Here is a 25,795-nt window from a genome sequence, read left to right on the forward strand (position 1 = left end):
GATCTCCTGAATCTACCCCCTAGGGTTAGGGGCAACGAATTCTAAGAAGCAGGCGCGGCGACCCCCATTCGTCACGGGATCGTCGTGGCAGGCGGCGACGTGGAAGCCTTGGACTTGCGCCATAGCGCCACGCTGACGTGGATGGCCAGGCCGAAGACGAACAGCATCACGGCGCCCAGCGTCCACACCACCCAGGCCAGCACCGTGACGCCGCCCGTCAGCGACGGCAGCGCGCTGGCCAGGGATTGCAACTGCGGCGACAGCGTCTCGACCGTCGACACCAACCAATCCGCCACTGCCGAGGGCAGCCAGTCTCTCAGCGACTCCGGCAAGCTCCAGCCACCCGAGCCGACGCTGCCGGCGTGGGCCAGCAGGCCGGTGAGAAACGACTGCACCGCCCACACGAGGCTGGACCACAGGGCCAGCAGCAGCAAGACCAGCACCCAGCCCACAACGAACGCCATCGCAAACCTCTCCGGTCAATTGAACGGTGCAGTGTGTCCGGTCCGATGCCTCGGACAAAGCAGGCGGAGCCGCAACCGGACTTCTGGAAAACCGAAGCGCGGCCGAGTCAGCCCAACCGTGCCAGCACCGGCTTCAACGCCACGCCCGTGTGACTGCCGCTCGCCACCACCTGTTCCGGCGTGCCTTCGATGACGACACGCCCGCCCGCATCCCCACCTTCCGGCCCCAGGTCCAGCACCCAGTCGGCTTCCGCAATCACATCCAGGTCATGCTCGATGACGACGACCGAATGCCCGCCTGCCACCAGGCGATGCAGCACGCGGATCAGCTTCTCCACGTCGGCCATGTGCAGGCCCACCGTCGGCTCGTCCAGCACATAGAGGGTGTGCGGCGCCTTCTGGCCGCGGCGCGTGACATCGTCGCGCACCTTGACCAGCTCGGACACCAGCTTGATGCGCTGTGCCTCGCCGCCCGACAACGTCGGGGAAGGCTGGCCCAACGTCAGATAGCCCAGGCCCACGTCCTTCAGCAACTGCAGCGGATGCGCGATGGATGGCATGGAGGCGAAGAACTCGACCGCCTCGTCGACCTCCATCGCCAGCACGTCGCCAATGCTTTTTCCCCGCCAGCTGACACCCAGCGTCTCGGGGTTGAAGCGCTGGCCATGGCATTGGTCGCAGGGCACCTTCACATCGGGCAGGAAGCTCATCTCGATGGTCTTCATGCCCTGCCCTTCGCAGCCCGGGCAGCGGCCCGCGCCGGTGTTGAAGCTGAAGCGCGCCGGTGCATAGCCACGCGCCTTGGATTCCAGCGTCTCGGCGAACAGCTTGCGGATGGCGTCCCAAAAGCCGATGTAGGTGGCCGGGCAGGAGCGCGGCGTCTTGCCGATGGGGGTCTGGTCGACCTCCAGCACGCGGTCCACCTGCGCATGGCCTTCGATGCCGTCACAGCCGGTCCATTTGGCGGGGGCCTTTCTCAACGGCACCGCAACGGCCATGCCTGCCAGCAGCACGTCGCGAGCGAGCGTCGACTTGCCCGAGCCGGACACGCCCGTCACGGCCACCAGGCGGTGCAGCGGCACGTCCACCGTCACGCCCTTGAGGTTGTGCAAAGACGCATTCAGCACGGTCAGCTTGGGCGCGTCTGACAGAACAGGCCGGCGGGCCTGCAGCGGGTGAATCAGCGGGTGGGCCAGCATGCGGCCCGTCGTCGATTCCGGCTCCAGCGCCAGTTGCGCTGCCGTGCCCTGGGCCACGACGCGGCCACCGCGTTTGCCGGCGCCAGGGCCGATGTCGATGATGTGGTCGGCACGGCGAATCGTGTCCTCGTCATGCTCGACGACGACCAGCGTGTTGCCCTTGTCGCCGAGCGTGGCCAGCGCCTTCAACAGGATCTGGTTGTCGCGCGGGTGCAGGCCGATGGTGGGCTCGTCCAGCACATAGCAGACGCCTTGCAGATTGCTGCCGAGCTGCGMGGCCAGSCGGATGCGCTGCGCCTCGCCGCCGGACAGCGTGGGCGCCGCTCGGTCCAACGTCAGATAGCCCAGGCCGACCTCCTGCAGGAACTCCAGGCGACCGAGGATTTCGCTGACCACGTCGCGCGCGATGTCGGCGTCACGGCCGTGCAGTGCCAAGCCTTTCACCCAGCTGTGCGCCTCGCCCACGCTCCAGGCGGCCACGTCGCCGATGCCCTTGTGTTCGAACTCCACCGAACGCGCCGTCGGGTTCAGGCGGGTGCCATGGCAATCGGGGCAGACGGCATCGGTCAGGCCTTCAACCTCGACTTCTTCTGAAGGGAAGCTCTGCTCACGGCCGCGGTTGTCGTCAGGCTGCACACTGTCGTCGAGTTCCTTGCGCTGCTCGCGCGTCAGCGCCAGGCCCGTGCCGACGCAGCCCTTGCACCAGCCGTGCTTGGAGTTGTAGGAGAACAGGCGCGGGTCCAGCTCGGGGTAGCTGGTGCCGCAGACCGGGCAGGCGCGCTTGGTGGAGAACACCTTGACGGTGCCAACCCCGGCGCCGGTCGAGCCGGCTTCGACGCTGAGGCCATCCAGCGGCGCCAGCAGGTGCAGCACGCCTTTGCCGACGTCCAGCGCCTTGGCCAGCAACTCGCGCAGCTCGGCCTCGCGTGCGGGCTCGATGACGAGGTCGCCGACCGGCAGCTCCAGCGTGTGCTCCTTGAAGCGGTCAATGCGCGGCCACGGCGACGTGGGCAGGAACTCGCCGTCGACGCGCAGATGCGTATGGCCGCGGCCCTTGGCCCATTTGGCGAGGTCGGTGTAGACGCCCTTGCGATTCACAACCAGCGGTGCGAGCAAGCCCACATGCTGGCCGCGGTAGTCACGCATCAACTGGGCAGCAATCGACTCGACGCTCTGCGGCCGCACCGGCGCGCCGTCGTTGATGCAATGCTGCACGCCCAGCTTCACATAGAGCAGGCGCAGGAAGTGCCAGACCTCGGTCGTCGTCGCCACCGTGCTCTTGCGGCCGCCGCGGCTCAGGCGCTGCTCGATGGCGACCGTCGGGGGAATGCCCCAGACCGCATCCACCTCGGGCCGGCCGGCCGGCTGCACGATGCTGCGGGCGTAGGCGTTCAGCGATTCGAGGTAACGGCGCTGGCCTTCGTTGAACAGGATGTCGAAGGCCAGCGTGGACTTGCCCGAGCCCGACACGCCGGTGACGACGTTGAACTTGCCGCGCGGGATGTCGACGCTCAGGCCCTTGAGGTTGTGCTCGCGGGCGTTGACGATCTTGATGGCCTCATCGGCCTGGCGGCGGCCGCGGATGATGGACTGCAACGCGCGGCCTTCTTCCACGGCCATGGCGGGGCGGTCCATGTGCAGCGCGTAGTCGCGCAGCGCGGCGGCGGTGTGAGAGGTCGCATGTCGGGTGATCTCTTCGGGCGTGCCGACGCAGACGACTTCGCCACCGGTCTCGCCGCCCTCGGGGCCGAGGTCGATGAGCCAGTCGGCCGCGCGGATGACGTCGAGGTTGTGCTCGATGATGATCAGCGAGTGGCCGGCAGAGAGCAGCTTGCGCAACGCGCGCATGAGCTTGGCGATGTCGTCGAAATGCAGGCCCGTCGTGGGCTCGTCGAACAGGAACAGCGTGCCCTTCTTGGCGACGCCGAAACGCGGCGACGCCGCCGCCTCCGCCAGGAAACCCGCAAGCTTCAGGCGCTGCGCCTCGCCGCCCGACAACGTCGGCACGGGCTGGCCCAGGCGCACATACTCCAGGCCCACGTCGACGATGGGCTGCAGCTTGGCCAGCACGGCGCGGTGCTCGCTGAACAGGTTCACCGCCTCGGCCACCGTCAGCTCCAGCACGTCGGACACGCTCAGGTCGCGATCCTTCAGCGCCAGCTTCACATCCAGCATCTCGGCGCGGAAGCGCTTGCCGTCGCAGTCCGGGCAGCGCAGGTAGACATCGCTGAGGAACTGCATCTCCACGTGCTCGAAGCCCGAGCCGCCGCAGGTCGGGCAGCGGCCGTCGCCGGCGTTGAAGCTGAACATGCCGGCCGTGTAGCTGCGCTCGACGGCCAGCGGCGCGACGGCAAACAGCTTGCGGATCTCGTCGAAGGCGCCGACATAGCTGGCCGGGTTGGAGCGCGCCGTCTTGCCGATGGGCGACTGGTCCACGAACACCGCGTCGGCGAGAAAGTCGCCGCCCAGCAGGCGCTCGTGCGCACCGGGCGTCTCGGTGGCCTTGCCGAACTGGCGGGCCAGCGCGGGATACAGAACGTCCTGCATCAGCGTGCTCTTGCCCGAGCCGCTCACGCCGGTCACGACGACGAGGCGCTGCAGCGGGAACTCGACTGTCACGTCGCGCAGGTTGTGCTCGCGCACGCCTTCGAGGATGAGCTTGGGCGTCGATTCGTCCACCAGCCGCTTGAGCCCCATGCCGACGTGCTTGCGCCCGCCGAGGTAGGCGCCGGTCAGCGTGTCGGCCGAGCGGATGTCGTCGGGCGTGCCGTCGTAGACGATCTGCCCGCCGCGCTCGCCGGGGCCGGGGCCCATGTCGATCAAGCGGTCCGCCGCCAGCATGACCGCCGGATCATGCTCGACGACGACCAGCGTGTTACCCGCATCGCGCAGGCGCTGCATGGCCTGCACGATGCGGCCCATGTCGCGCGGGTGCAGGCCGATGCTGGGCTCGTCCAGCACGAACAGCGTGTTGACCAGCGAGGTGCCCAGCGCCGTCGTCAGGTTGATGCGCTGCACTTCGCCGCCGGAGAGGGTGCGGCTCTGGCGGTCCAGCGTCAGATAGCCCAGGCCCACGTCGCACAGGTAGCGGCTGCGGTGGCGGATCTCGTCGAGCAGCAGCTTCAGCGCTTCGTCCAGCATCGTGCTGGGCAGCTGCAGGCCGTCGACAAAGTTGCGCAGGCGCTGGATGGGCAGCTGCATCAGGTCATGCAGGGACAGGCCCGGCAGCGTCTCCAGTTGCTGACGGCTCCAATCCACGCCGACCGGCAGGAAGCGTTGCTCCGCGGGCAGCGCCGCGTCGGCCAGCTCCTTGGCGCCGACACGCCACAGCAGGGCCTCGGTCTTCAGCCGTGCGCCGCGGCAGGAAGGGCACTCGGTATAGCTGCGGTACTTGGACAAGAGCACGCGGATGTGCATCTTGTAGGCCTTGCTTTCGAGGTATTCGAAGAAGCGCTTGACCCCGTACCACTGCTTGTTCCAGTTGCCGTTCCAGTTCGGCGTGCCGTTGATGACCCATTCGCGGTGAGCGGCGGAAAGATCCTTCCACGGCGTGTCGCGCGGGATGCCGGCTTCGCCGGCGTATTTCAGCAGGTCCTCCTGGCAGTCCTTCCACGCCGGCGTCTGCATGGGCTTGATGGCGCCGTTGCGCAGGGTCTTGCGGTCGTCGGGAATGACGAGGCCAAGATCGACGCCGATGACGCGGCCGAAGCCGCGGCAGCTGTCGCAAGCGCCGAAAGCGGAGTTGAAGGAGAACAGCGCCGGCTGCGGGTCGGCGTAGCGGATGTCGCTTTCGGGACAGTGAAGGCCGGTCGAGAACCGCCAGAGTGTGGCGCCGTCGTCACCGACGTGAACATTCACCCGACCCGCGCCGCGCTTCAAGCACAGCTCGATGGCTTCCATCGCGCGCTGCTTGTCGGCCCCCTGGATGCGGAAGCGATCGGCCACCACATCCAACACCTTCTTGCCCTCAACCTCGCGTTCGCCCTGCACCCGCGTGAACCCGCTGGCGGACAGCCACTGCTGCACCTGCTCCGCGCTCGTGTTGCCGGGCAGTTCCACCGGGAAACTGAGCACCATCCTGGGGTCCCCGGCTGCTTCGCCGCGAGCCAGCAGCTCCACATAAATGCTCTGGGCCGTGTCATGCCTGACCGGCAGCGCCGTCTTGCGGTCAAACAGCTCCGCCGCGCGCGCAAAAAGCAGCTTCAGGTGGTCATTCAGCTCCGTCATGGTGCCCACCGTGGAGCGGCTGGTGCGCACCGGGTTGGTCTGGTCGATGGCGATGGCGGGCGGCACGCCATCCACCTTGTCCACCGCCGGGCGGTCCATGCGGTCCAGGAACTGACGGGCGTAAGCGGAAAAGGTCTCCACGTAGCGACGCTGGCCCTCGGCATAGAGGGTGTCGAACACCAGGCTGGACTTGCCCGAGCCGCTGGGCCCGGTGACGACGGTCAGCTCCGCTGTGCGCAGATCGAGGTCAAGATTCTTGAGGTTGTGCTGCCGAGCGCCTCGGATGCGGATCAGACCGTCAGACATTGATGGGGGCCAAAACGACAAAGGCGAGCAGTGTAGGGAGACGCATGGACGAAAACTGTCAGCACCCGCGACCGACGAGCGGTCGTTTCAGGCGACATGAGCGGCCCAAGTCGCACTGCATTCATGGGGCATCCGGTTGCGCTGCGGCGCCAGCTGAGGCAACAATGGCTCACGGCTCCTCGAGGGCCGCATAAGAAAAGAACAAGCTGACACAAGGACATGGGGATGGACAAGTCGAGGTTGCCCGAGCCGGCGCAGGTGCTGGTTCCCTTCTGGCTCAATGCCGCCACCGACGGTGCGGGTGTTGACGCGCCGGAGCCCGACGAGGGCGGTACCGCCCCGAGCCAACGACAAGCCCAGGTCCTGCTCGTCGAGGACAACCACATCAACCAGGTCGTCGCGCTGGAATTCCTCGCGCTGATGGGCGTTCAGGCCCGCCTGGCCAGGAACGGCCTCGAAGCCCTGTCGGCCTGTGCCGAGTCCGCCCCGGATCTCGTGCTGATGGATATCCAGATGCCCGGCATGGACGGCCTGGAATGCGCCCGCCGCATCCGCACCCAGCAGCGTGAAGGCAAGCTGCCCGCATTCCCCATCCTGGCACTGACGGCCCATGCGCTGGACGCCGACGTGGCCGCCAGCCTCGAGGCCGGCATGGACGAGCACCTGACCAAGCCGCTGGACTTCGTCGCACTGCGCACGCGGCTGCAGCGCTGGCTCCAGTTGCCCGAGCCGAACTGACAGACCCAGCGCCTAGACCCGCGGCCCCGCATACAAATGCCAGCGGGATCGCCCCGCACGCTTGGCGTCGTAGAGCGCCAGGTCGGCCGCCTTGTACAACCCGTCCACATCCTGCGCGTCGCGCGGATAGCAGGCGGCACCGATGCTCGCGCTGGGCAGCGTCAGCGATGACTGCCCCTGAGGCAGCACCTGGGCCAGCGCCTGGGCAATGCGGCGGCATACCGCTTCCGCTGCAGCCGGCTCGATGGTGTCGGGCAGCAGCACGGCGAACTCGTCGCCGCCCAGCCTGGCCGTGCGATCCGCTTCCCGCACGGCGAGCCCCAGGCAGGCGCTGACCGTCCTCAGCACCGCGTCGCCGGCGTCGTGTCCCTGGGTGTCGTTGATCTGCTTGAAATGGTCCAGGTCGATCAGCAGCAGGTACAGCCCCAGCCCGTTGCGCTGCGCCTGGGCCATCAGGTGGCGAAGGTCGTCGTTGAACAGGCGCCGGTTGGCCAGCCCGGTCAGGCCGTCGTAGTAGGCGAGTTGCTCCAGCTGCTGCTGGCTTCTCTGGAGCTCGCTCGTGCGCTGCTCCAGCGCCACCGTGCGCTCGGCCACCAGCAACTCCAGCGTGCGCTGGCGCCGCCGCAGGATCAGCGTGCGCGCCTGCATCATCGCGACGAGCAGCGCGGCCACCGCCACGCCCAGGCCGACGCGAAACCACAGCATCTCGTGCCAGCGCGGCCGCACATGCAGCGGCAGCCGCAGCACCTCGGACCACCCGCCCTGCGCGCCGGCGCCGCGCAGCTCCAGCACATGGTCGCCGGGCGGCAGATTGGTGTAGGTGGCGATGCGCCGGTTCGGCTCGGTGGCGACCCAATCGGCGTYGACACCCGGCAACCGGTATTCGTAGCGGTTGCGTTCAGGCGCGCCGTAGTCGAGCACCGAGAACTCGACCAGCAGGCTGCGTCGCTGTGGTTCGAGAGTCAGGGCTTCGTCGCCGGGCGAGGCCGGTGGCACCACGGCCCGCACACCGCCCAGCCGCACTTCAGTGATCACCAGCGGCGCCGGTTCGGCGCGGGCCACGGGCTGGCGCGGGTCCACGATGGTCAAGCCGCCGATGCCGCCAAACAGCAGCATGCCGTCGGCACTGGACGCGCCCGCGTTGGTCCAGTAGGTGGGGATACCCACCCCCTCGGCCGCGCGCAGGCTGCGCACGCGCAGGCTGTCCTGTGCGATGTGGGCGATGCCGCCGTCGGTGCTGGCCCAGACGTCGCCGTTCGGCGCCAGCACCAGCGCATCGACGCCGTTGTGCGGCAGTCCTTCGGCCAGGGTGATGCGCCTGACCTGCGGTTGGGCTTGCGGCGCCTGCGCGGCCTCCATCACGCGCACGCCGGCGCCGAAGCTGGCCACCCACAGGCGGCCAAGGCGGTCCAGCAGCATGGAGGAGACATAGCCAACGGGAAAGCCCACCCGGCCGGGCGCGTCGGGCGCCAGCCGGCTCAGTGCCATCGTGGCCGTGTCCAGCCGCAACACGCCCGTGCGCGTGCCCACCCACAGCACGCCGTCCCGGCCCGCCAGCAGCGCGGTGACGCGCTGCTCGTCCAGGCGGCTGCCGTCCTCATGCGCCAGCACGCCCAGTTGCAGGCCATCGGCCGGGGCCACCGCCCACAGGCCGTCGAGACCGCCCAGCCAGAGCCGGCCGTCCTGCATCGCCATGGCCCACACCGAGGCAGTGGGTGAGCGGCCGGGGATAGCCAGCCGTTGCACCGCTCGGCCATCGGCCGTGGCGCGATACAGCCCGCGCTGGGTACCGAGATAGACCACGCCGTCGGGCGCGCGCACCATGCTCAGCACGCGGCCTGGCGGCAGCGCGGTGGCCGGTATGGCAGCGTCGGGCCGCAACGCCGCTGTGCGGCCCTGATCGGCCCTGACGATGTCGATGCCACCGTCGCCCGTGCTGAGCCAGACACTKCCATCGGGCATGGGCAGCACGCAAGGCACGTTGAGGTGGCTGATGCCGGCCGTTGCGCCGGGGCCGCCGAACCAGGTGCTGACCGTGACCTGGCGCGCGTCGTGGTGGCTGAGCCCCGTGTCGGTGGCGACCCAGAGCAGCCCGCTGCGATCGCGGTACATCGCAGCAACGTCGTCGTCGGGCAGGCTGGCCGCGCTGTCCGAGCGGTGCCGCACGCGACGCATCTCCCAGCGGCGGGTGTCGATGCGCAGGATGCCGCCCCCATCGGGGGCCAGCCACACGTCACCCGGCGCGGCCTCGGCCATCACGCGGATCGGCGCGTTGCCCAGCCCCGTCGCGTCGGCGCCAGCCGCCTGCAACAAGCGATGCAACGGCACCGCTTCGGCCTCAGGCTCGGGCTCGATCACGAAAACGCCATACGAGCGCGTGCCGACCCAGACCCGCCGCTGGCTGTCCAGCAGCAGCCTGGCGACGAATGGCGCGTGCTCTTCGGCCGGCAGCCCGACCTGCACGAAGCGATCGCTGCCGGCACCGCGACGGAAGAGGCCCTTGTCGGTGCCAACCCACAGGCCGCCCGTCGAGTCGCGCAGCAGCGCCAGCACGGCGCCATCGGGCAGGCCTTTGGTCCCGGCCAGTACCGCGTGGCGCTGGACCGTACCGCGACTGGTATCCAGCAGGTCCAGACCGGCACCGGTGCCGACCCACAGCAGGCCGTTGCCCTCGTCGAGCATGGCGTGCACGCTCTTGCGGCTCAGCGCCGCGCCGGCAGCCAATGGGGCGACGAAACGGTCGGTGCGCGCCTCGTACCGCACCAGGCCACCGGCGCTGGTGCCTACCCAAAGACGCCGTTGGTCGTCGACATGCAGCGCCTGCACGTAGCTGTCCGGCAGGGCGCCGGACGAGGCCATGTCGCTGACGTAGTTGCGAAGCTGATAACCATCCCAGCGCGACAGCCCGGATTGCGTGGCGATCCAGAGGAAGCCTTCGCCGTCCTGGGCCAGCGCGGTGAAGGACATCGGCGCGACCAGCACCTGGTGGAACACCGCATCCGAACGGGCGGCCCAGGGCGTGGGGGCGGGCTCGTTCGCCGCCCATGCGCCGCCGCCCAATGCAAGCCCGAGCAGGGCGACGAAGCGCAGCCCTGTGTTGATCAGCGAGAAAAAGTGACCCATGCCGTCGCAAGGCGCATGCACGGCTGCAGCTTGCGCGCAGCGGCGCATTTCGCGCGTCCTCTGACGGTCAGGATACGGTACAAAACCACTGCGACACCAGCGGCCGCGGACTTGTTGCAACTGCGGCTGGCGCCGGGAAATCGCCCGCTCAGCCCGCCACCGGCACGTAGACGTAGCCGACGTTGCGCACGGTCTTGATGACCTCCGGCTTGTCGGGATTGCGCTCCACCTTGCGGCGCAGGCGCATGACGCGCAGGTCGATGCTGCGGTCGAACACGTCCCAGCCGCGGTTGTGGGCCTGCTCCATGATCTGGTCGCGGTTCAGCGGGCGGTTGGGGTGGCGGGCGAACAGGGCCAGCAGGTCGAACTCGGCGGCCGTGATGTCGATCTCCTCGCCCACCGCGCCAAAGAGCTTGCGCTGGGCCATGTCGAGCTCGCACAGGCCAAAGGCGACGCGCTCCGGATCGCTCGGTGCGAGCACAGGTGCCGGCGCGGCCGTGACCTGCAGGCGGCGCAGCACGGCGCGCACGCGGGCCAGCAGTTCGCGCAGCTCAAAGGGCTTGGCGATGTAGTCGTCCGCCCCTACCTCCAGGCCGACGATGCGGTCGATGGCCTCGCCGGCCGTCGTCAGCATCAGCACAGCCAGGCGCGGGTGAGCTTCGCGCAGCGCGCGGGCCAGCGACAGACCGTTCTCGCCCGGCATGTTGATGTCGAGCACGGCCACGTCGGGCACGCGCTCGGCGACCCTGGCGCGCGCCGCGGCGGCGTCCTGGGCCTGCATGACCTCGAAGCCGTTGCGGCCGAAATACTCGGCCAGCAGGGCACGCAATTCGGGCTCGTCGTCGACGAGCAACACGGTGGGGGTGGTGTCTGGCATGGCGGCGAATGATAGGCAGGCCGGCCTTGCTCGGGGCAAGGCAGCGTGGTGTTGAAACAAACGCAACACAGTCGAGCCGACGTGAAGCGCGCTTGAAACCGGCGCGGCCGACAGTGGCGACACACCAACCGGAAGACCCTCATGCACTACCGCAGCGACAACCCCTCCACCGACTGGCCCGAAACGATGCTCGTCGGCTGCCGCAGCGAAGCCTTCGCCGAGGACCTCGAACATGCCCCTGCGCCCTCGCCCCGCTGGAACCTGCTCGAGCGCCTCATCATGGCCTTGCCACTGCTGTGCGTGTTCGCACCCGTCGCCGACGCCTACCTCATCCATTGACACCGAGGCTGCCATGACCCCGCACCAAATCCACCTGATCCGCAGCAGCTTCGCGCCGCTCATGCCCCTGGCGCCCACCGTCGCCGAGGCCTTCTACGCCCAGCTGTTTGCCCGTGACCCCGCCCTGCGCGCGCTGTTCCGCGGCAGCGCCATGGTCGAGCAGGGGGCGCGGCTGATGCAGATGATCGGCGCCGCCATCGACCTGCTTGACCGCCCCGCCTCGCTGAACCCCGTGCTGCTCAAGCTCGGCCAGCGCCATGCCGGCTATGGTGTCGTCGAGGCCCACTACGCCAGCGTCGGTGCCGCGCTGCTGGACACCCTGGCCGCCGGCCTTGGCGATGGCTTCACGGCCGAGGTGCGCGAAGCCTGGACGGTGATGTACGGCCATGTCGCCCGGACCATGCAAGAGGGTGCCGCTACCGAGGCGCTGGCCGCCTGAGCCTGCTTATCATCGGCGCGCCCAGGGAGAGCGCGCCGCATGACAGAGACCTTGCATTTCCACCCCACGCCCGACGCCGGCGTGGGCGAACTCGGCAGCGTGCTCAAGGCCACGCTGCCGCTGCTGTCGCAGCTGCTGGAAGCCGTGCCGGCGCGCGTCGTCGTCATCGACGTGGCCGAGCGCTTCGTCTGGGCCAACCACGAATTCTTCAAGTTCACCGGCCTGCATCCCAAACAGGTGCTCGGCCAGCCCATCGGCCGCATCATTGGCGACGCCGCCTATGCCGACTACGGCGCCGTGCGCTCGCGCCTGGCCAGCGGCCAGACCGTAGCCTGGGAGGGCTGGACCGAACTGGCCGGTGCCGGCCGGCGCTATATGCGCGAGCACCTTGTTCCCGTCGACGTGCAGGGCGGCGTGCCGCAGGCCACCGTCGTCATGAGCCTGGACCTGACCGAACTGAAGCGGCGCGACGCCGAGCTGTCGGCCAAGGTCAACGAGCTGCAGGCCAGCGAGGCGCTGAAGTCCTCCATCTTCGACCACGCGATGGCGGCCCTGGTCTCCACCGACAGGACCGGCCACATCGTCGAGTTCAACCCCGCCGCGGCGGCCATGTTCGGGCTGGCGCGCGCCGAGGCTATCGGCCGCCCGGTGTCCGACGTGATGATTCCGGCCCGGCTGCGCGCGGCCCACGAGGCTGGCATGGCGCGCGTCTCGGCCGGCGGCGAGCAGCGCATCATCGGCAAGCGCATCGAGATGCAGGCCCAGCGCGCCGACGGCAACGAGTTTCCCGTCGAGATGGTGCTGTGGCGCACCGATGTAGCCGGCCAGGCCTTCTACACGGCGTCGCTGTTCGACCTGTCCGAGCGCCAGACGGCGCTGAGCGAGATCGAACGCCAGCGCGAGGCGCTGCGCCAGAGCGAGAAGCTGACGGCCATGGGCAGCCTGCTGGCCGGCGTGGCCCACGAGCTCAACAACCCGCTGTCCATCGTCATGGGCCGCGCGTCGCTGCTGGCCGAGAAGATGAGCGGCGACCCGCGCGCCGCCGACGCCCAGCGCATCCACGAGGCCGCCGAACGCTGCGGCCGCATCGTGCGCACCTTCCTGAACATGGCGCGCAGCCGGCCCGCCAACCGCAGCGAGGTGGCACTGAACGACCTCGCCACCGCCGCCGTCGACATGCTGGGCTATGTGCTGCGCAGCCACGGCATCGCCGTCACGCTGGACCTGCTACCGGGCCTGCCACCCGTCAAGGCTGATGCCGACCAGATCGGCCAGATCGTGCTCAACCTCATCGTCAACGCCCAGCAGGCCCTGGGCGCTCGAGACAACGGCCGCCGCCTGACCGTATCCACCGGCGTGGCGCCCATGACCGACGGCGACCGCCGCCGCACGCCGCGCGTCTGGATGCGGGTGCGCGACAACGGCCCCGGCATCGACCCCGAGCTGCGCGAGCGCATCTTCGAGCCCTTCTTCACGACCAAGAGCGAGGGCGTCGGCACCGGCCTGGGCCTGGCCGTGTCGCGCTCCATCGCACGCGACCACGGCGGCGAGCTGACGCTGCAGGACGATGGCAGCGGCGCCTGCTTCTGCCTGCAGATGCCCGTCAGCGGCGAGCCCGAGGCCAGCGAGACCGAACCCGTACCGCTGCCGGCGACCGACGAGTGCAGCGCCCGCGTCCTCGTCGTCGATGACGAGACCGAGATTGCCGAGCTGATCGGCGAGATGCTGTCGGGCGCGGGTTATGAGGTCATGACGGCCGAGTCCGGCGCGGTCGCACTGGCCATGCTCGCCGAGGCGCGCTTCGACGCCATCGTCAGCGACCTGCACATGCCCGACATTGACGGCGCCCAGCTCTGGCGCGAGGTCAAGGCCCTGCACCCGTCGCTGGCGCGGCGCATGCTGTTCGTCACCGGCGACACGCTGTCGCCCATCGCCCGCCAGTTCCTGCACGAAGCGCGCTGCGACAGCCTCAACAAGCCCTTCTCCAAGCCGGAGCTGCTCGCCCGTGTGACCGCATTGCTGCAACCATAATTGCCGCACAACACTGACGGAGACAAGCCGATGAAGCGACGCATGCTGCTGCCCGCGCTGTGCAGCCCCTGGCTGGCGCTGGCCCAGGGCAACAAGCCTCAGACCTGGATCGTGCCCTTCCCCGCTGGCGGCGGCACCGACGCCTTCGCGCGGCCGCTGACCGCGCTGCTGACCCGGCAGCTGGGCCGCCAGGTCATCATCGACAACAAGGGCGGCGCGGGCGGCACGGTGGGTGCCACCATCGCCGCCAAGCTGGCGCCGGACGGCAACAACTTCTTCATGGGCGCCGTGCACCACACCATTGCGCCGTCCATGTACCCCAAGCTGGACTACAAGCTGGAAGAGGACTTCATCCCCGTGGCCCTGCTGGCCAGCGTGCCCCAGGTCATCGTCGTTCACCCGGGCCAGGTGCCTGTCAGCGATCTCAAGGGTCTGCTCGCCACGGTGCGCGCCAAGCCCGGCAAGCTGAACTACGGCTCGGCCGGCAACGGCACTTCCCACCACCTGGCCGGCGAGCTGTTCAAGCTGCAGACCAAGACCTTCATCACCCACATCCCCTACCGCGGCGCCGGCCCGGCCCTGCAGGACCTGATCGCCGGCCAGGTGGACCTGATGTTCGACGGCCTGGGCTCGTCGGCCAACCACATCAAGAGCGGCCGCATCAAGGCGCTGGCGGTGGCGGCTCCCAAACGTGCTGTCGGCTTCCCCGATGTGCCGACGGCCGCAGAGGCCGGCGTGCCGGGCTATGAGGTGTCGACCTGGTACGGCCTGTGGGCACCCAAGGGCACGCCCAAGGAAGCGATCACCGCCATGCAGGCCGAACTGCGCAAGGCCTTCGCGACGGACGACATCCGCAACATCTGGCACGGCCTGGGCGCCGAGACGCCCAATCTCTATGGCGACGCCTTCGGGCAATTCGTCAGCTCTGAAGTCAAGCGCTGGGCAGAGGTCGTCAAGCGCTCCGGCGCAAAAATGGACTAACCCCCTACCGGCTTCGCCGGCCCCCTTTGAAAGGGGGCACTGCCAGTGGCCCGGCAAAGCCGGTTCCACGGCAGTCACTTGGTAAGACACCACCCCGTCAACCAGCACCATGAATCTCTACTCGGCCCTGCGCGCCGGCTTCCCGGCGGACCTGGACGCGACCGCCATCGACGCCGACGGCCTGCTCTACAGCTGGCGCGACCTCGACAATGGCAGCGCCATGCTCGCCAACTGGCTGGGCCGGCTGGAGCTGCCCGCTGGCAGCCGCGTCGCCGTCCACACCGACAAGAGCGTCGAGAACCTGATGCTCTACCTGGCGGTGCTGCGTGCCGGCCTGGTCTACCTGCCGCTGAACCCGGCCTATCACGCGGCCGAACTGGAGCACTTCATCAGCGATGCAGCACCGGGCGTCGTGGTCTGTGCGGGCAAGCACTTCGGCTGGGTCAGCAAGCTGGCTTTCCAGCGCGGCGTGCGCTGGGTCTTCACGCTGGACGACGATCGCACGGGCACGCTGCTGGACCGCGCCGCGCAGATGCCGCTCGCACACGAACCCGTCAAACGGGCCGCCACCGACCTCGCTGCCATCCTCTACACCAGCGGCACGACCGGGCGCAGCAAGGGCGCCATGCTCAGCCACGGCAATCTGCTCTCCAACGCGCAGACGCTGAAGAGCTTCTGGGACTGGAAGCCGGATGACGTGCTGCTGCACGCATTGCCCATCTTCCACGTCCACGGCCTGTTCGTCGCTTCGCACGGCGCGCTGCTCAACGGCAGCAAGATGCTGTGGTTCAACAAGTTCGACGCCGGTTCAGTAGCGCGCCGCCTGCCTGAGGCCACCGTCTTCATGGGCGTGCCGACGCTCTATGTGCGGCTGTTGCAGGAGCGCACACTGGATTGCAGCCACATCCGCCTCTTCATCAGCGGCTCCGCGCCATTGCTGATCGAGACGTGGCACGAATGGCAAGCCCGCACCGGCCACGCCATCCTGGAGCGCTACGGCATGAGCGAGACGCTGATGCTGACCTCCAACCCGTGCCGCCCGGAGGACGGCGACCAGGGCCAACGAGTAGGCGGCACCGTCGGCCCGGCGCTGCCGGGCGTGAGCCTGCGCATCGTCGATGACGAGGGCCGCCCCTGCGCGGCGGACGAGATCGGCCACGTGCAGGTGCGCGGGCCGAACGTCTTCAGCGGCTACTGGCAGATGCCCGAGAAGACGGCCGAGGAGTTCACGCCGGACGGCTGGTTCAAGACCGGCGACGTCGGCCGCGTCGGCGCCAATGGCTATCTGACGCTGATCGGCCGCAGCAAGGATCTCATCATCAGCGGCGGCTTCAATGTCTACCCGGCCGAGATCGAGGGCTTCCTGAACGAACTGCCCGGCGTGGGTGAATCGGCCGTCATCGGCGTGCCGCATCCAGACTTCGGCGAGGCCGTCGTCGCCGTCATCACGCCCAACGGTCAGCCTGACCCCGAGGCGCTGATCCAGGCGCTCAAGGCCCGCATTGCCGGCTTCAAGGTACCCAAGCGCATCCTGGTCGTGCCAGAGCTGCCACGCAACGCCATGGGCAAGGTGCAGAAGAAGCTGCTACGGGAGCAGCAGGCGACGCTGTTTGCGCCGAAATAGCGGCGCCGGATGGCGGAGGCCGCGGCGCACAATGGCCCGCAACCCCTGCCCCCGATGAGCGCCTCCACCCCGCCCACCGAGCCGCTGAAGCAGGCCCGCCGCCGCCGCTGGCGCGAGCGTGCCCTGCTGCTGGCGCCCGCCCTGGCCTTCGGTTCCGTCGTGCTGACGATCTGGGCCTTGGTGGGCTGGTATGCCGTCGAGAAGCCCCGTGAACTGCTGGCCCAGCAGCGCCAGGAGCTGGCCACCGGCGTTCGCGCCGTCGCGATGCAGACCGAGCCCGTGCTGCGCCAGGCCGAAAGCGCGCTGCGCGTCGTGGATCTGTGGCTGCTGACGCGTCGCGCTGATGGGCAGGAGGGGCGGCCGCAGGCCGACGCCATGCTGCGCCAGTTCGTCGACAGCGTGCGCAGCGGCTCGCGCCAGATGGTCGACATCGTGCTGGTGGCGCCCACCGGCCAGGTGCGCCGGCTGCAGGCGGGCGCTGAGGGCGACGACGCCAGCATCGCCGGCACCGCGGCCTTCGGCGAGATCGCGGGCCTGGTGCCCGAGGGCATTGCGCTGGGCCTGCCGCTGCGCCTGGGCGGCCGCGCCGACGATGGCCGGCTGCGCCTGCCGCTGCTGATGCGGCTGTCGCGGCCGCTGGACGACTACGAGTTCGTCATGGCCACCATCGACCTGCAGCGCCTGCATGACATTCAGGGCCTGTTCGTGCCCTTGCCGCCATCCTCCCTCGTCATGCTGCGCACCGACGGCCTGGCCCTGTCGCGCCGGCCTGAGGTGCCGGGCTTTGTCGGCCGCAACCTCTTCGAACAATTCCCCGCCGCCCGCCGCAATCTCAGCGGTGAAGAAGGTTTCTACGCCAGCAGCGGCGCGGCCACGGACGGCCGGCCCCGCACCGGCGCCTTCGTCACCCTGTCCGACTACGGCCTGAAGCTGCTGCTGTCGGGCACCGAGGAAGACGTGCTGGTGCCGTTCTGGCGGCAGCGCAGCCTGGTGGTGGCCGCCGCGGTACTGGCCACGCTGGGCCTGGTGCTGCTGGCGCGCTGGCTGGGCCAACTGCAGCGCGCGGCACGGCTGCGCGAGGCGACCCTGCAGGCCACCAGCAATGCCATGCCGCTGGGCCTGTTCCGCACCGACGAAACCGGCCGCATCGTCTACGTCAACGACAGCTATCTGCACGTGCACGGCCTCAGGCGCGAGAACGTCGAGTGGGGCTGGACCACCCTCGTTCAGCCCGAGCAGCGCGACATGTTGATCCAGCGCTGGAAACACCAGATGGCCACCGGCGAGCCCATCGACATGGTGCGCAAGATGAAGCGCGGCGACGACGGCCGCATCCGCTGGATCGCGGTACGCACGGCGCCGCTGTATTTCGACGGCCGGGTGGCCGGCCAGGCCGGCACCGTGGAAGACGTGACCGAGCGCGGCGAGCAGGAGAAGGCCCTGCAGACGCTGACCGCCATCTTCGACATGACGCCCGACTTCGTCTGCCAGGCCCGCGAGCATGGCCAGGTCACCTATCTCAACCCGGCTGCGCGGGCCCGCCTGGGGATGGCCGCCGATGCGCCGCTGGGCGACGCCCACATCGCCGACTACTTCTCGGCCGAGCAGCTCGACCTCTACGAAAAGCTGGTGCTGCCCGCGGCCATGCGTGAGGGCCACTGGCGCGGCCGAATCGGCCTGCAGCTGGGCGACACGAAGCTGCCGATGGACTGCCTCATCATCATGCACCGCGACGTGCGCGGCCGTGTCGAGACCGTGTCGGTCATCCTGCGCGACATGTCCGAGCAGCTGCACGCCCAGCGCGAGAGCGAACGCAACGAGGCCATGCTGCTGGCCGTCGCCCACACGGCGCGGGCACAGTTCCTCGTCGGCGACACCGAGGCACGGGTGATCTTCTTCAACGCCGCCTTCGAGGAGCAGCGCCGCGTCGAGCTCAAGGACTGGGTCGGCCGGCCGCTGGCCGAGCTGTTCGGCGTGCAGGACTACGCAGCCCGTGCGCCACTGATCGAAAGCGCCCTGGCTGGCGAAACGCGCCGGCTGGATCTCGTCGACCCCAGCGAACGCGACGGCCACAGCTTCGATGCGCAGTACACGCCGCTGCGCGTGCAGAGCGGCAAAATCGAAGGCCTGATCGGCATCGAGGTCGATGTGACCGAAGCCCGGCGCGAGGAGGCGCGGCTGCGCCTGGCCTCACAGACCGACGCGCTGACCCAGGCGCTCAACCGCACCGGCTTCGAGGAGGGCGCGCGCCGCTTGCTGACCGCCCCACCGGGCCAGCGCCTGGCCCTGCTCTACCTCGACCTGGACAAGTTCAAGCCCGTCAACGACCTGCACGGCCACCCGACCGGCGACGCGCTGCTGAAGGCCGTGGCGCTGCGCCTGCGCCATGCGTTGCGCCCGGGCGACCTGGTGGCCCGTCTGGGCGGTGACGAATTCGCCGTGCTGCTGCCGCAGGTGCACGAGGCCAGCGACGCCGCCACGGTGGCCGACAAACTGCTGCACGCCCTCTCCACGCCGTATCACATCGGCGAGCTGGAGCTGGAGATCGGCGTCAGCATCGGCTACTGCGTCGCGACGACGGGCGCGGTCAGCCTGGAGCAACTGGTGGCTCAGGCCGATGCCAGCCTCTACGAAGCCAAGCGTGCCGGGCGCGGCTGCCACCGCGGCGGCGAAATCTAGGAGCCTAGACAGCCACGCCGTTCTTGATCTCGTCCAGGGCCAGCTGCAGCACGCGCGCATCGCTGCTGGCCCGGTGGCGGGTCAGGCGCTGTCGCTGACGCACGATTTCGGTGACGCCGCGCCAGCGCTGGGCCTCCTGCTCGTCGAGCAGCCGGCGCAGGTCATCCAGGCGAAAGTTCTGCCGCATGCCGGCCGCGTCGTAGAGACGCGCCAGCCAGGGGTAGTCCTGTCCCCAGCCATCGCAATAGACGGTCTGGCCGGCCAGCCGCTCATTGAGCTGCTCAGCCATCCAGCGAACCGGTCTGCCGTGGCGCTGAAGCAGTTCGCGGCTGATGCCGTGCAGGGCTTCGGCGCTGGGGTCCCAATGCAGCCAATCGGGTTCGGGCGTGACCAGGCCACAGAACAGCCCGCCGTCCACCGCGACGAATCCGACCTCGATCGGATAGCTGCCGCGGCCGAAGCCCGAGGCTTCGATGTCCAGGATGGTGGGAAGCTGCATACGGACGTCAGTTTGTCAGGCCCGACACAGAAGTTACACAGGGTTGTCGCCGAGATGGCTAGCCCGCCTCGTTCTCGATCACCTGTTCGTTCTCGAACAGCTGCAGCGCTGCCCGCCCGACCTGGCGCGTGTCCCAATACGCATAGGCGCCGACCCCCGCCGCGCCGATCAGCGGCACCCAGCGCGACAGCATCCGGCTGGCGGCCTTCTTGCCCAGGTGCACGCCGATGGCCTCGGCCACGCGTTGCAGCAGCACCTGCGCGGCCGGGCGCACGATGACGCGCTCGCCGACGCGCACCGTCAGGTCGCGCAGGGCCTGCGCAGCCGTGTGGCGGAACAGGCACCACAGCATCTGCGCCGGGCCGAGGTCGGCGCTGCGGCCATAGAGAGCGGCAATGTCGGCCACCAGTTGGCGCTGGATCTGCCAGACGGCCAGCATCTCCGGCGCGATGGTGGCCCAGCCCAGCGGCCCCRGCGGCAGGGCCAGCGTGCCGGCGGCCAGGCCGGCCTTGGCTGCGGCGCCCTCGATGGCACGCGCCGCCGCATCCCGGGGCCGCGCGCTGGGCGTACATCCGGTATCAGGCGGCTGCGCTACCAGCGCCAGCACCCTTTCGCCCAGGTTGGCTTGCGTCTCCATGCCTTTGCTCCAGTGCCGCGAACTGCACACCACGTGCACTGTCCCTTGCGCGGCATCAAAGATTCGCATAGTTTCACATCCTCGTGCTAACTTCGATTCAACATGGAGCCTGGCGGCGGATGCACGCGCCGCCACCACACAGGGAGAACAACCATGAATATCTTCAAGGACCTTCGCATCGGCCTGCGCCTGGGTCTCGGCTTCGCGGTCTCCATCTTGTTCAGCGTTGCGCTGGCGCTGTATGCACGTGGCCAGCTGAGGCAGATCAACGACGAGCTGGCGCTGATGGTCAAGGACCGTGTCGTCAAGGTCGAGCAGCTCGAACAGGTCAAGCACAACGTCAATCTGACGGCACGCACGGTGCGCAACATCGTGCTGCTGAGCGATCCAGCCGCCATCCAGAAGGAACTGGACACGATTGCGGGCAACCGCAAGAGCACGGGTGACCTGTTTCAGAAGCTGCAGGCCTCGATCACCTCCAGCCAGGGCACCAAGCTGCTGGCCGCCACCGCCGAAGCACGGGCGCCCTATGTCGCGACGCTGCAGCGCGTGACCGACCTTGGCGTGCAGCAGCAAAAGGACGCCGCACGCGACCTGCTCCTGGGYGACGTGCAGGCCAAGCAGCAGGCCTATTTCGCCGCGCTCGACGCCCTGATCGACTACCAGAAGGAGCTGATGCGCACGTCGGCGCAGCTTGCCGATGGCACCGTGAGCTTTGCCTCGGCAGCCATGCTGATCGCGGCGGCATTGGCAGGCGCCGTGGGTGTGGCGCTGGCGCTGTTGATCACGCGCTCGGTGGTGGGCCCGATCCAGGACGCGGTGCGCGCTGCCGAGACCGTGGCAGCCGGTGATCTGAGGCTGCATCTGACGACCGATCGCCGAGACGAAGCGGGCCAACTGCTGGCCGCGCTGCAACGCATGAACGACGCGCTGGTCGACATCGTCGGCACGGTGCGCGGCAACGCCGACAGCGTCGTCCTGGCCAGCGGCCAGATCGCCCAGGGCAATGCCAACCTGAGCCAGCGCACCGAGCAGCAGGCCAGCAATCTGCAACAGACGGCCGCGTCCATGGAGGAGCTGACCGCGACGGTCAGCCACAACACCGACGTCTCCCGCCAGGCCGCCCAGCTCGCCAGCAGTGCGGCGCGCGTGGCCGAGAGCGGCAGCCAGGTCGTGGGCCAGGTGGTGAACACGATGGAGCAGATCACGGCCAGCTCCAAGAAGATCGCCGACATCACCGGCGTCATCGACGGCATCGCCTTCCAGACCAACATCCTGGCCCTGAACGCAGCCGTGGAAGCTGCGCGCGCCGGCGAACAGGGCCGGGGCTTTGCCGTCGTGGCCGGCGAAGTGCGCAGCCTGGCCCAGCGCAGCGCCGAAGCCGCGCGCGAGATCAAGGTCCTGATCAACGCCAGCGTTGAACGCATCCAGACGGGCAACGGCCTGGTCGGCGACGCCGGTCGCACGATGGGCGAAGTGGTCGGGCAGGTGCAGCGCGTGGCCGACCTGATCAGCGAGATCAGCGCGGCCAGCGTCGAGCAGAGCAAGGGCATCGGCCAGATCGGCGAGGCGGTCAGCCAGCTCGACGAAGTCACCCAGCAGAACGCCGCCCTCGTCGAGGAGAGCGCCGCCGCGGCCGAGAGCCTGCGCATCCAGGCCAGCCAACTCGCCGGCACGGTTGCGGCCTTCAAGCTCGACGCCGTGGCTGGGCCCAAGGCGGCGCCTGCCTCGTTCTAGGCGCTGCGGCCGCGCGCACACCGTCGTTGGCCCGCCGGCTGTGCCCCCCCGGGCGCTGGGCATCCCACAGTACGGGCGGCGGCGGTAGTTGTTGGCTTTTCGCGGCGGTAACGCCGCTAAAAACGCCTTGCGTGGCGCCGGCCTGAAGGAACAGACTCGGGGCACGGAATACGGCTCGACACGAAGCCCAGGCCGATCAGGGAGCGTCACCCACAAGGAGACCCACCATGAACCTCCTCACGCGCCTGCGGATCGGCCAGCGTCTCGGCCTGGCTTTCACCATCTCCATCGCCTTCACCGTGTTGCTGGCCGCCTATGCGCGAACGGCGCTCCTTGGCATCGACCACGAGCTCGAGGTGATGGTCGAAGACCGGATGGTCAAGGTCGAGCAGCTCGAACAGATCAAGGACAACGTCAACATCAACGCACTGGCCGTGCGCAATGTGCTGCTGCTGTCTGATGCCGAGGGCAAACGCAAGCAGCTGAGCGATGTCGACGCCGCTGCCAAGCGCACGGCCGAGCTGTTCGAGAAGCTCGACGCCAGCGTGCCGCCGGGGCGGGGGCGCGAAATATTGGGCGGCGTCGTGCAGGCCAGGCAGCTGTTCGTGGCCTCGGTGCGCAGGGTCATCGATCTGGGCCTGAAGGACGACACGGAGAAGGCCCGCAACCTGCTGCTCAGCGAGACGCATGAGTTGCAGCTCAAGTATTTCCAGCAGCTCGACGCGCTGATCGCCTATCAGAAGGAGTTGATGCACGCCGCGGCCGCCGCGGCGAACGCGACCGTTGACTTTGCCGGCATCGCGGTCATCGTCGCGGCCGCTGCCGCGCTGGCCCTCGGCGTGGCCATGGCCCTGCTGATCACCCGCTCGGTGGTGGGCCCGATCCGCCAGGCCGTGGCCGCCGCCGAGACGGTGGCTGCAGGGGACTTGCGCCTGCATCTGTCCACCGACCGCACGGACGAGGCCGGCCAGTTGCTCAACGCGCTGCAGCGCATGAACGACTCTCTGGTGGGCATCGTCGGCGCGGTGCGCGGCAATGCCGAGAGCGTCGCCACGGCCAGCGGCCAGATTGCCCAGGGCAACGCCGACCTGAGCCAGCGCACCGARCAGCAGGCCAGCAACCTGCAGGAGACCGCCGCCTCCATGGAGGAGCTGAGCGCGACGGTCAAGCACAACACCGACACCGCCCACCAGGCCGCGCAGCTGGCAGGCAGCGCGGCTCGCGTGGCCGAGAGCGGCGGCCAGGTCATGGGCCAGATGGTGTCCACCATGGATGAGATCACGACCAGCTCGAAGAAGATTTCCGACATCATCGGCGTCATCGACGGCATCGCCTTCCAGACCAACATCCTGGCGCTGAACGCGGCCGTCGAGGCGGCACGGGCCGGCGAGCAGGGGCGCGGTTTCGCCGTCGTGGCCGGCGAGGTGCGGGCCCTGGCGCAGCGCAGCGCCCAGGCCGCGCGGGAGATCAAGGCGCTGATCGGTGCCAGCGTCGAACGTGTCGAAGCCGGCAACAAGCTGGTGGGCGAGGCCGGCAGCACCATGGACGAGGTCGTTGGCCAGGTGCGCCGCGTGGCGGACCTGATCAGCGAGATCAGCGCCGCCAGCAGCGAGCAGGGCAAGGGCATCGGCCAGATCGGCGATGCCGTCAACCAGCTCGACCAGGTCACGCAGCAGAACGCCGCCCTGGTGGAAGAGAGCGCGGCGGCCGCCGAGAGCCTGCGCATCCAGGCCGGCCAACTGGCCGAGACGGTGGCGGCCTTCAAGCTGGACGCCGTCAACGCAGCCCGTCCGGCTGCGGCGCCCGTCAGCCGGACGAGGACGGCCAGCGTGGCCAGGCCGGCTCCCGCGCGCCCGGCGAAGGCGCGCGCGGTGGCGCCCAGGGCTGCTCCGGTTCCAGCCGCCGTTGCGGTGGCCGCCGACGGCGACGACTGGACGTCGTTCTAGTTGAGCGAACATGGGGCTCCCCATCCAGGAGCCCCAGAGATGCACAACGTCCCCTGGCGCGGCGTCTTCCCCGCCGTCACCACCAAGTTCCATGCCGACGAACGCCTCGACTTCGCAGGCACGGCGCGCCACATCGATTTCCAGATCCGCAACGGCATCCATGGCGTCGTCTGCTGCGGCTCGCTGGGCGAAGCCAGCACGCTGACGCTGGACGAGAAGCTGGCCGTCGCCCGCTGCGCGCTGGATGCTGCCAACGGCCGCGTGCCGGTGCTGGCCACGGTGTCGGAGGCGAGCACCCGCGAAGCGCTGCGCTTCATCGAAGGCGCCAATGCCCTGGGCGTGGCCGGCTACATGGTCATGCCCTCGGTCATCTACGTGGCCGATGCGCGCGAGGCGATGGCCAATGTGCGCACCTATGCCCATGCCGCCCAGCGGCCGCTGATGATCTACAACAACCCGGTCGCCTACCGCGTCGACCTCAAGCCCGAACACTTCGCCGAACTGGCCGACTGTGAACATGTCGCCGCCATCAAGGAAAGCAGCGGCGACGTGACCCGCATCACCGATCTGCGCAACCTGCTCGGTGACCGCTACCAGCTCTTCATGGGCGTGGACGACCTCGCCTTCGAGGGCCTGGCGCTGGGCTGCGACGGCCTGCTGGCCGGCGTCGGCTGCGCCTTCCCGCGCGAGACGGTGGCCCTGTTCAACCTGATGCAGGAAGGCCGCTGGGACGAGGCCCGCGCCATCTACCGCTGGATGACGCCGCTGCTGCACCTGGACGTGTCGACCAAGCTGGTGCAGAACCTCAAGCTCATCGACCTGCTGGTGGGCGTGGGCAGCGAGCACATGCGCCGGCCACGGCTGCCCGTCATCGGCGCCGAGCGGGAGCGCATCGAGGCCCTCGTCGCGAAGGCACTGGCGACACGGCCGGCTCATTGCCAGTCGCAACCATGAAGCGCATCCAGATCATCGACTCGCACACCGGCGGCGAGCCGACACGTGTCGTCATCGACGGCTTTCCCGATCTCGGCGCTGGCACCATGGCCGAGCGGCGCGAACTTCTGGCCCGCGAGCACGACCGCTACCGCCGCGCAACGTTGCTGGAGCCGCGTGGCAGCGAGGTCCTCGTCGGCGCCCTGCTCTGCCCGCCACAGGACCCGGCCCACACGGCCGGCGTCATCTTCTTCAACAACGCCGGCTACCTTGGCATGTGCGGCCACGGCACCATCGGCCTGATGGCGACGCTGGCCCATCTGGGCCGCATCGAAACCGGCGAGCACATCATCGAGACGCCGGTGGGCCAGGTGCGGGCCACCCTGCACAAGGACGGGAAGGTGAGCGTGCGCAATGTACCGGCCTACCGGCTGGCCACCGGCGTCAGCGTCGACCTGCCGACAGGCCAGACGGTGACGGGCGACATCGCCTGGGGCGGCAACTGGTTCTTCCTGTGCGCCGACCATGGCCAGGCCATCGCGCCCGCGCACGTCGCGGCACTGACCGACTACGCCGCTACGCTGGGCCAGGCCCTGCAGGATCAGGGCCACCGCGGCACTGACCAAGCCGTCATCGACCACATCGAACTCTTCGCCGACGTCGACCCGGCCCTCGCCGACTCGCGCAGCTTCGTGCTCTGCCCCGGCCGCCAGTACGACCGCTCGCCCTGTGGCACCGGCACCAGCGCCAAGCTGGCCTGCCTCGCGGCCGCGGGCAAGCTGAGCGCCGGCGAGGTGTGGCGCCAGGCCAGCGTCATCGGCAGCGTCTTCGACGGCTGGTTCGAGAAGGAAGGAGCAAGCATCATTCCCACCATCCGCGGCCAGGCCTACATCAGCGCTGAGGCCACGCTGCTGATCGCGCCAGATGACCCGTTCGGCTGGGGCCTGCCGTAGCGCCAACAGAGGCCCTGGCGATATCCCCGCGCGCCGTGAGTCATTGAAACTTGGGGCTGCACC

The 25,795-nt window shown here is 69.1% G+C and carries 17 protein-coding genes; 11 read left to right on the top strand and 6 right to left on the bottom strand.

What is annotated here, in order from left to right; all coding sequences use genetic code 11:
* Nucleotides 1-71: 71 nt before the first annotated feature.
* Both ACXJKJ_RS09425 and uvrA read right to left on the bottom strand, forming a co-directional pair.
* Complete coding sequence (locus ACXJKJ_RS09425; RefSeq protein ID WP_457389928.1) at nucleotides 72-464, bottom strand: hypothetical protein; 393 nt, start codon at nucleotides 462-464, stop codon at nucleotides 72-74.
* Between the two features lie 107 nt (nucleotides 465-571).
* On the bottom strand, nucleotides 572-6,196 hold the full coding sequence (uvrA, locus tag ACXJKJ_RS09430; protein ID WP_457389929.1) for an excinuclease ABC subunit UvrA: 5,625 nt from the start codon (nucleotides 6,194-6,196) through the stop codon (nucleotides 572-574).
* Between the two features lie 225 nt (nucleotides 6,197-6,421).
* Between uvrA and ACXJKJ_RS09435 the strand changes: the two genes are divergently transcribed.
* Entirely contained in the window at nucleotides 6,422-6,934 is a 513-nt protein-coding gene (locus tag ACXJKJ_RS09435) for a response regulator (RefSeq protein ID WP_056202681.1), read from the top strand.
* Nucleotides 6,935-6,946: 12 nt separating this feature from the next.
* Here the strand turns inward: ACXJKJ_RS09435 and ACXJKJ_RS09440 are convergent, their stop codons facing one another.
* Both ACXJKJ_RS09440 and ACXJKJ_RS09445 read right to left on the bottom strand, forming a co-directional pair.
* A complete protein-coding gene (locus ACXJKJ_RS09440; RefSeq protein ID WP_457389930.1) occupies nucleotides 6,947-10,105 on the bottom strand; it encodes a two-component regulator propeller domain-containing protein in 3,159 nt (1,052 codons plus the stop codon).
* 100 nt (nucleotides 10,106-10,205) lie between these two features.
* Nucleotides 10,206-10,934 (bottom strand): response regulator, encoded by a 729-nt coding sequence (locus ACXJKJ_RS09445; protein ID WP_056202670.1) that lies wholly within the window; start codon nucleotides 10,932-10,934, stop codon nucleotides 10,206-10,208.
* 141 nt (nucleotides 10,935-11,075) lie between these two features.
* On the opposite strand from ACXJKJ_RS09445, the gene ACXJKJ_RS09450 reads away from it, so the two are divergent.
* The 6 genes from ACXJKJ_RS09450 to ACXJKJ_RS09475 all read left to right on the top strand — a co-directional run bounded on the left by ACXJKJ_RS09450 (nucleotide 11,076) and on the right by ACXJKJ_RS09475 (nucleotide 19,027).
* The gene (locus ACXJKJ_RS09450; RefSeq protein ID WP_056202667.1) at nucleotides 11,076-11,273 is read left to right on the top strand and encodes a hypothetical protein; all 198 of its coding nucleotides are present in this window, start codon (nucleotides 11,076-11,078) and stop codon (nucleotides 11,271-11,273) included.
* A gap of 13 nt (nucleotides 11,274-11,286) precedes the next feature.
* Nucleotides 11,287-11,712 (top strand): globin family protein, encoded by a 426-nt coding sequence (locus tag ACXJKJ_RS09455; protein ID WP_056202664.1) that lies wholly within the window; start codon nucleotides 11,287-11,289, stop codon nucleotides 11,710-11,712.
* Between the two features lie 39 nt (nucleotides 11,713-11,751).
* Nucleotides 11,752-13,743: a PAS domain S-box protein gene (locus tag ACXJKJ_RS09460; RefSeq protein ID WP_457389931.1), complete on the top strand. Its 1,992-nt coding sequence runs from the start codon at nucleotides 11,752-11,754 to the stop codon at nucleotides 13,741-13,743.
* Nucleotides 13,744-13,773: 30 nt separating this feature from the next.
* On the top strand, nucleotides 13,774-14,724 hold the full coding sequence (locus ACXJKJ_RS09465) for a Bug family tripartite tricarboxylate transporter substrate binding protein (protein WP_457389932.1): 951 nt from the start codon (nucleotides 13,774-13,776) through the stop codon (nucleotides 14,722-14,724).
* A gap of 109 nt (nucleotides 14,725-14,833) precedes the next feature.
* The gene (locus ACXJKJ_RS09470) at nucleotides 14,834-16,348 is read left to right on the top strand and encodes a malonate--CoA ligase (protein ID WP_457389933.1); all 1,515 of its coding nucleotides are present in this window, start codon (nucleotides 14,834-14,836) and stop codon (nucleotides 16,346-16,348) included.
* Nucleotides 16,349-16,402: 54 nt separating this feature from the next.
* Nucleotides 16,403-19,027: a diguanylate cyclase domain-containing protein gene (locus tag ACXJKJ_RS09475; RefSeq protein ID WP_457389935.1), complete on the top strand. Its 2,625-nt coding sequence runs from the start codon at nucleotides 16,403-16,405 to the stop codon at nucleotides 19,025-19,027.
* A gap of 4 nt (nucleotides 19,028-19,031) precedes the next feature.
* Here the strand turns inward: ACXJKJ_RS09475 and ACXJKJ_RS09480 are convergent, their stop codons facing one another.
* Both ACXJKJ_RS09480 and ACXJKJ_RS09485 read right to left on the bottom strand, forming a co-directional pair.
* Entirely contained in the window at nucleotides 19,032-19,526 is a 495-nt protein-coding gene (locus ACXJKJ_RS09480) for a 3'-5' exonuclease (protein ID WP_056202650.1), read from the bottom strand.
* 58 nt (nucleotides 19,527-19,584) lie between these two features.
* On the bottom strand, nucleotides 19,585-20,163 hold the full coding sequence (locus ACXJKJ_RS09485; protein ID WP_457389936.1) for a hypothetical protein: 579 nt from the start codon (nucleotides 20,161-20,163) through the stop codon (nucleotides 19,585-19,587).
* A gap of 153 nt (nucleotides 20,164-20,316) precedes the next feature.
* On the opposite strand from ACXJKJ_RS09485, the gene ACXJKJ_RS09490 reads away from it, so the two are divergent.
* The 4 genes from ACXJKJ_RS09490 (at nucleotide 20,317) to ACXJKJ_RS09505 (ending at nucleotide 25,732) form a co-directional block, all read left to right on the top strand.
* On the top strand, nucleotides 20,317-21,900 hold the full coding sequence (locus ACXJKJ_RS09490; protein ID WP_457389937.1) for a methyl-accepting chemotaxis protein: 1,584 nt from the start codon (nucleotides 20,317-20,319) through the stop codon (nucleotides 21,898-21,900).
* 227 nt (nucleotides 21,901-22,127) lie between these two features.
* Nucleotides 22,128-23,846, top strand: a complete 1,719-nt coding sequence (locus ACXJKJ_RS09495) for a methyl-accepting chemotaxis protein (RefSeq protein ID WP_457389938.1) — start codon at nucleotides 22,128-22,130, stop codon at nucleotides 23,844-23,846.
* Between the two features lie 39 nt (nucleotides 23,847-23,885).
* Nucleotides 23,886-24,800 carry a dihydrodipicolinate synthase family protein gene (locus ACXJKJ_RS09500; RefSeq protein ID WP_457389939.1) on the top strand — a complete coding sequence of 305 codons (915 nt, stop codon included), beginning with the start codon at nucleotides 23,886-23,888 and terminating at the stop codon, nucleotides 24,798-24,800.
* Complete coding sequence (locus ACXJKJ_RS09505) at nucleotides 24,797-25,732, top strand: 4-hydroxyproline epimerase (protein ID WP_457389940.1); 936 nt, start codon at nucleotides 24,797-24,799, stop codon at nucleotides 25,730-25,732. The genes ACXJKJ_RS09500 and ACXJKJ_RS09505 overlap by 4 nt, the downstream gene beginning before the upstream one ends.
* The last annotated feature ends 63 nt before the right edge of the window (nucleotides 25,733-25,795 follow it).

Source organism: Roseateles sp. P5_E1 (assembly GCF_054049335.1).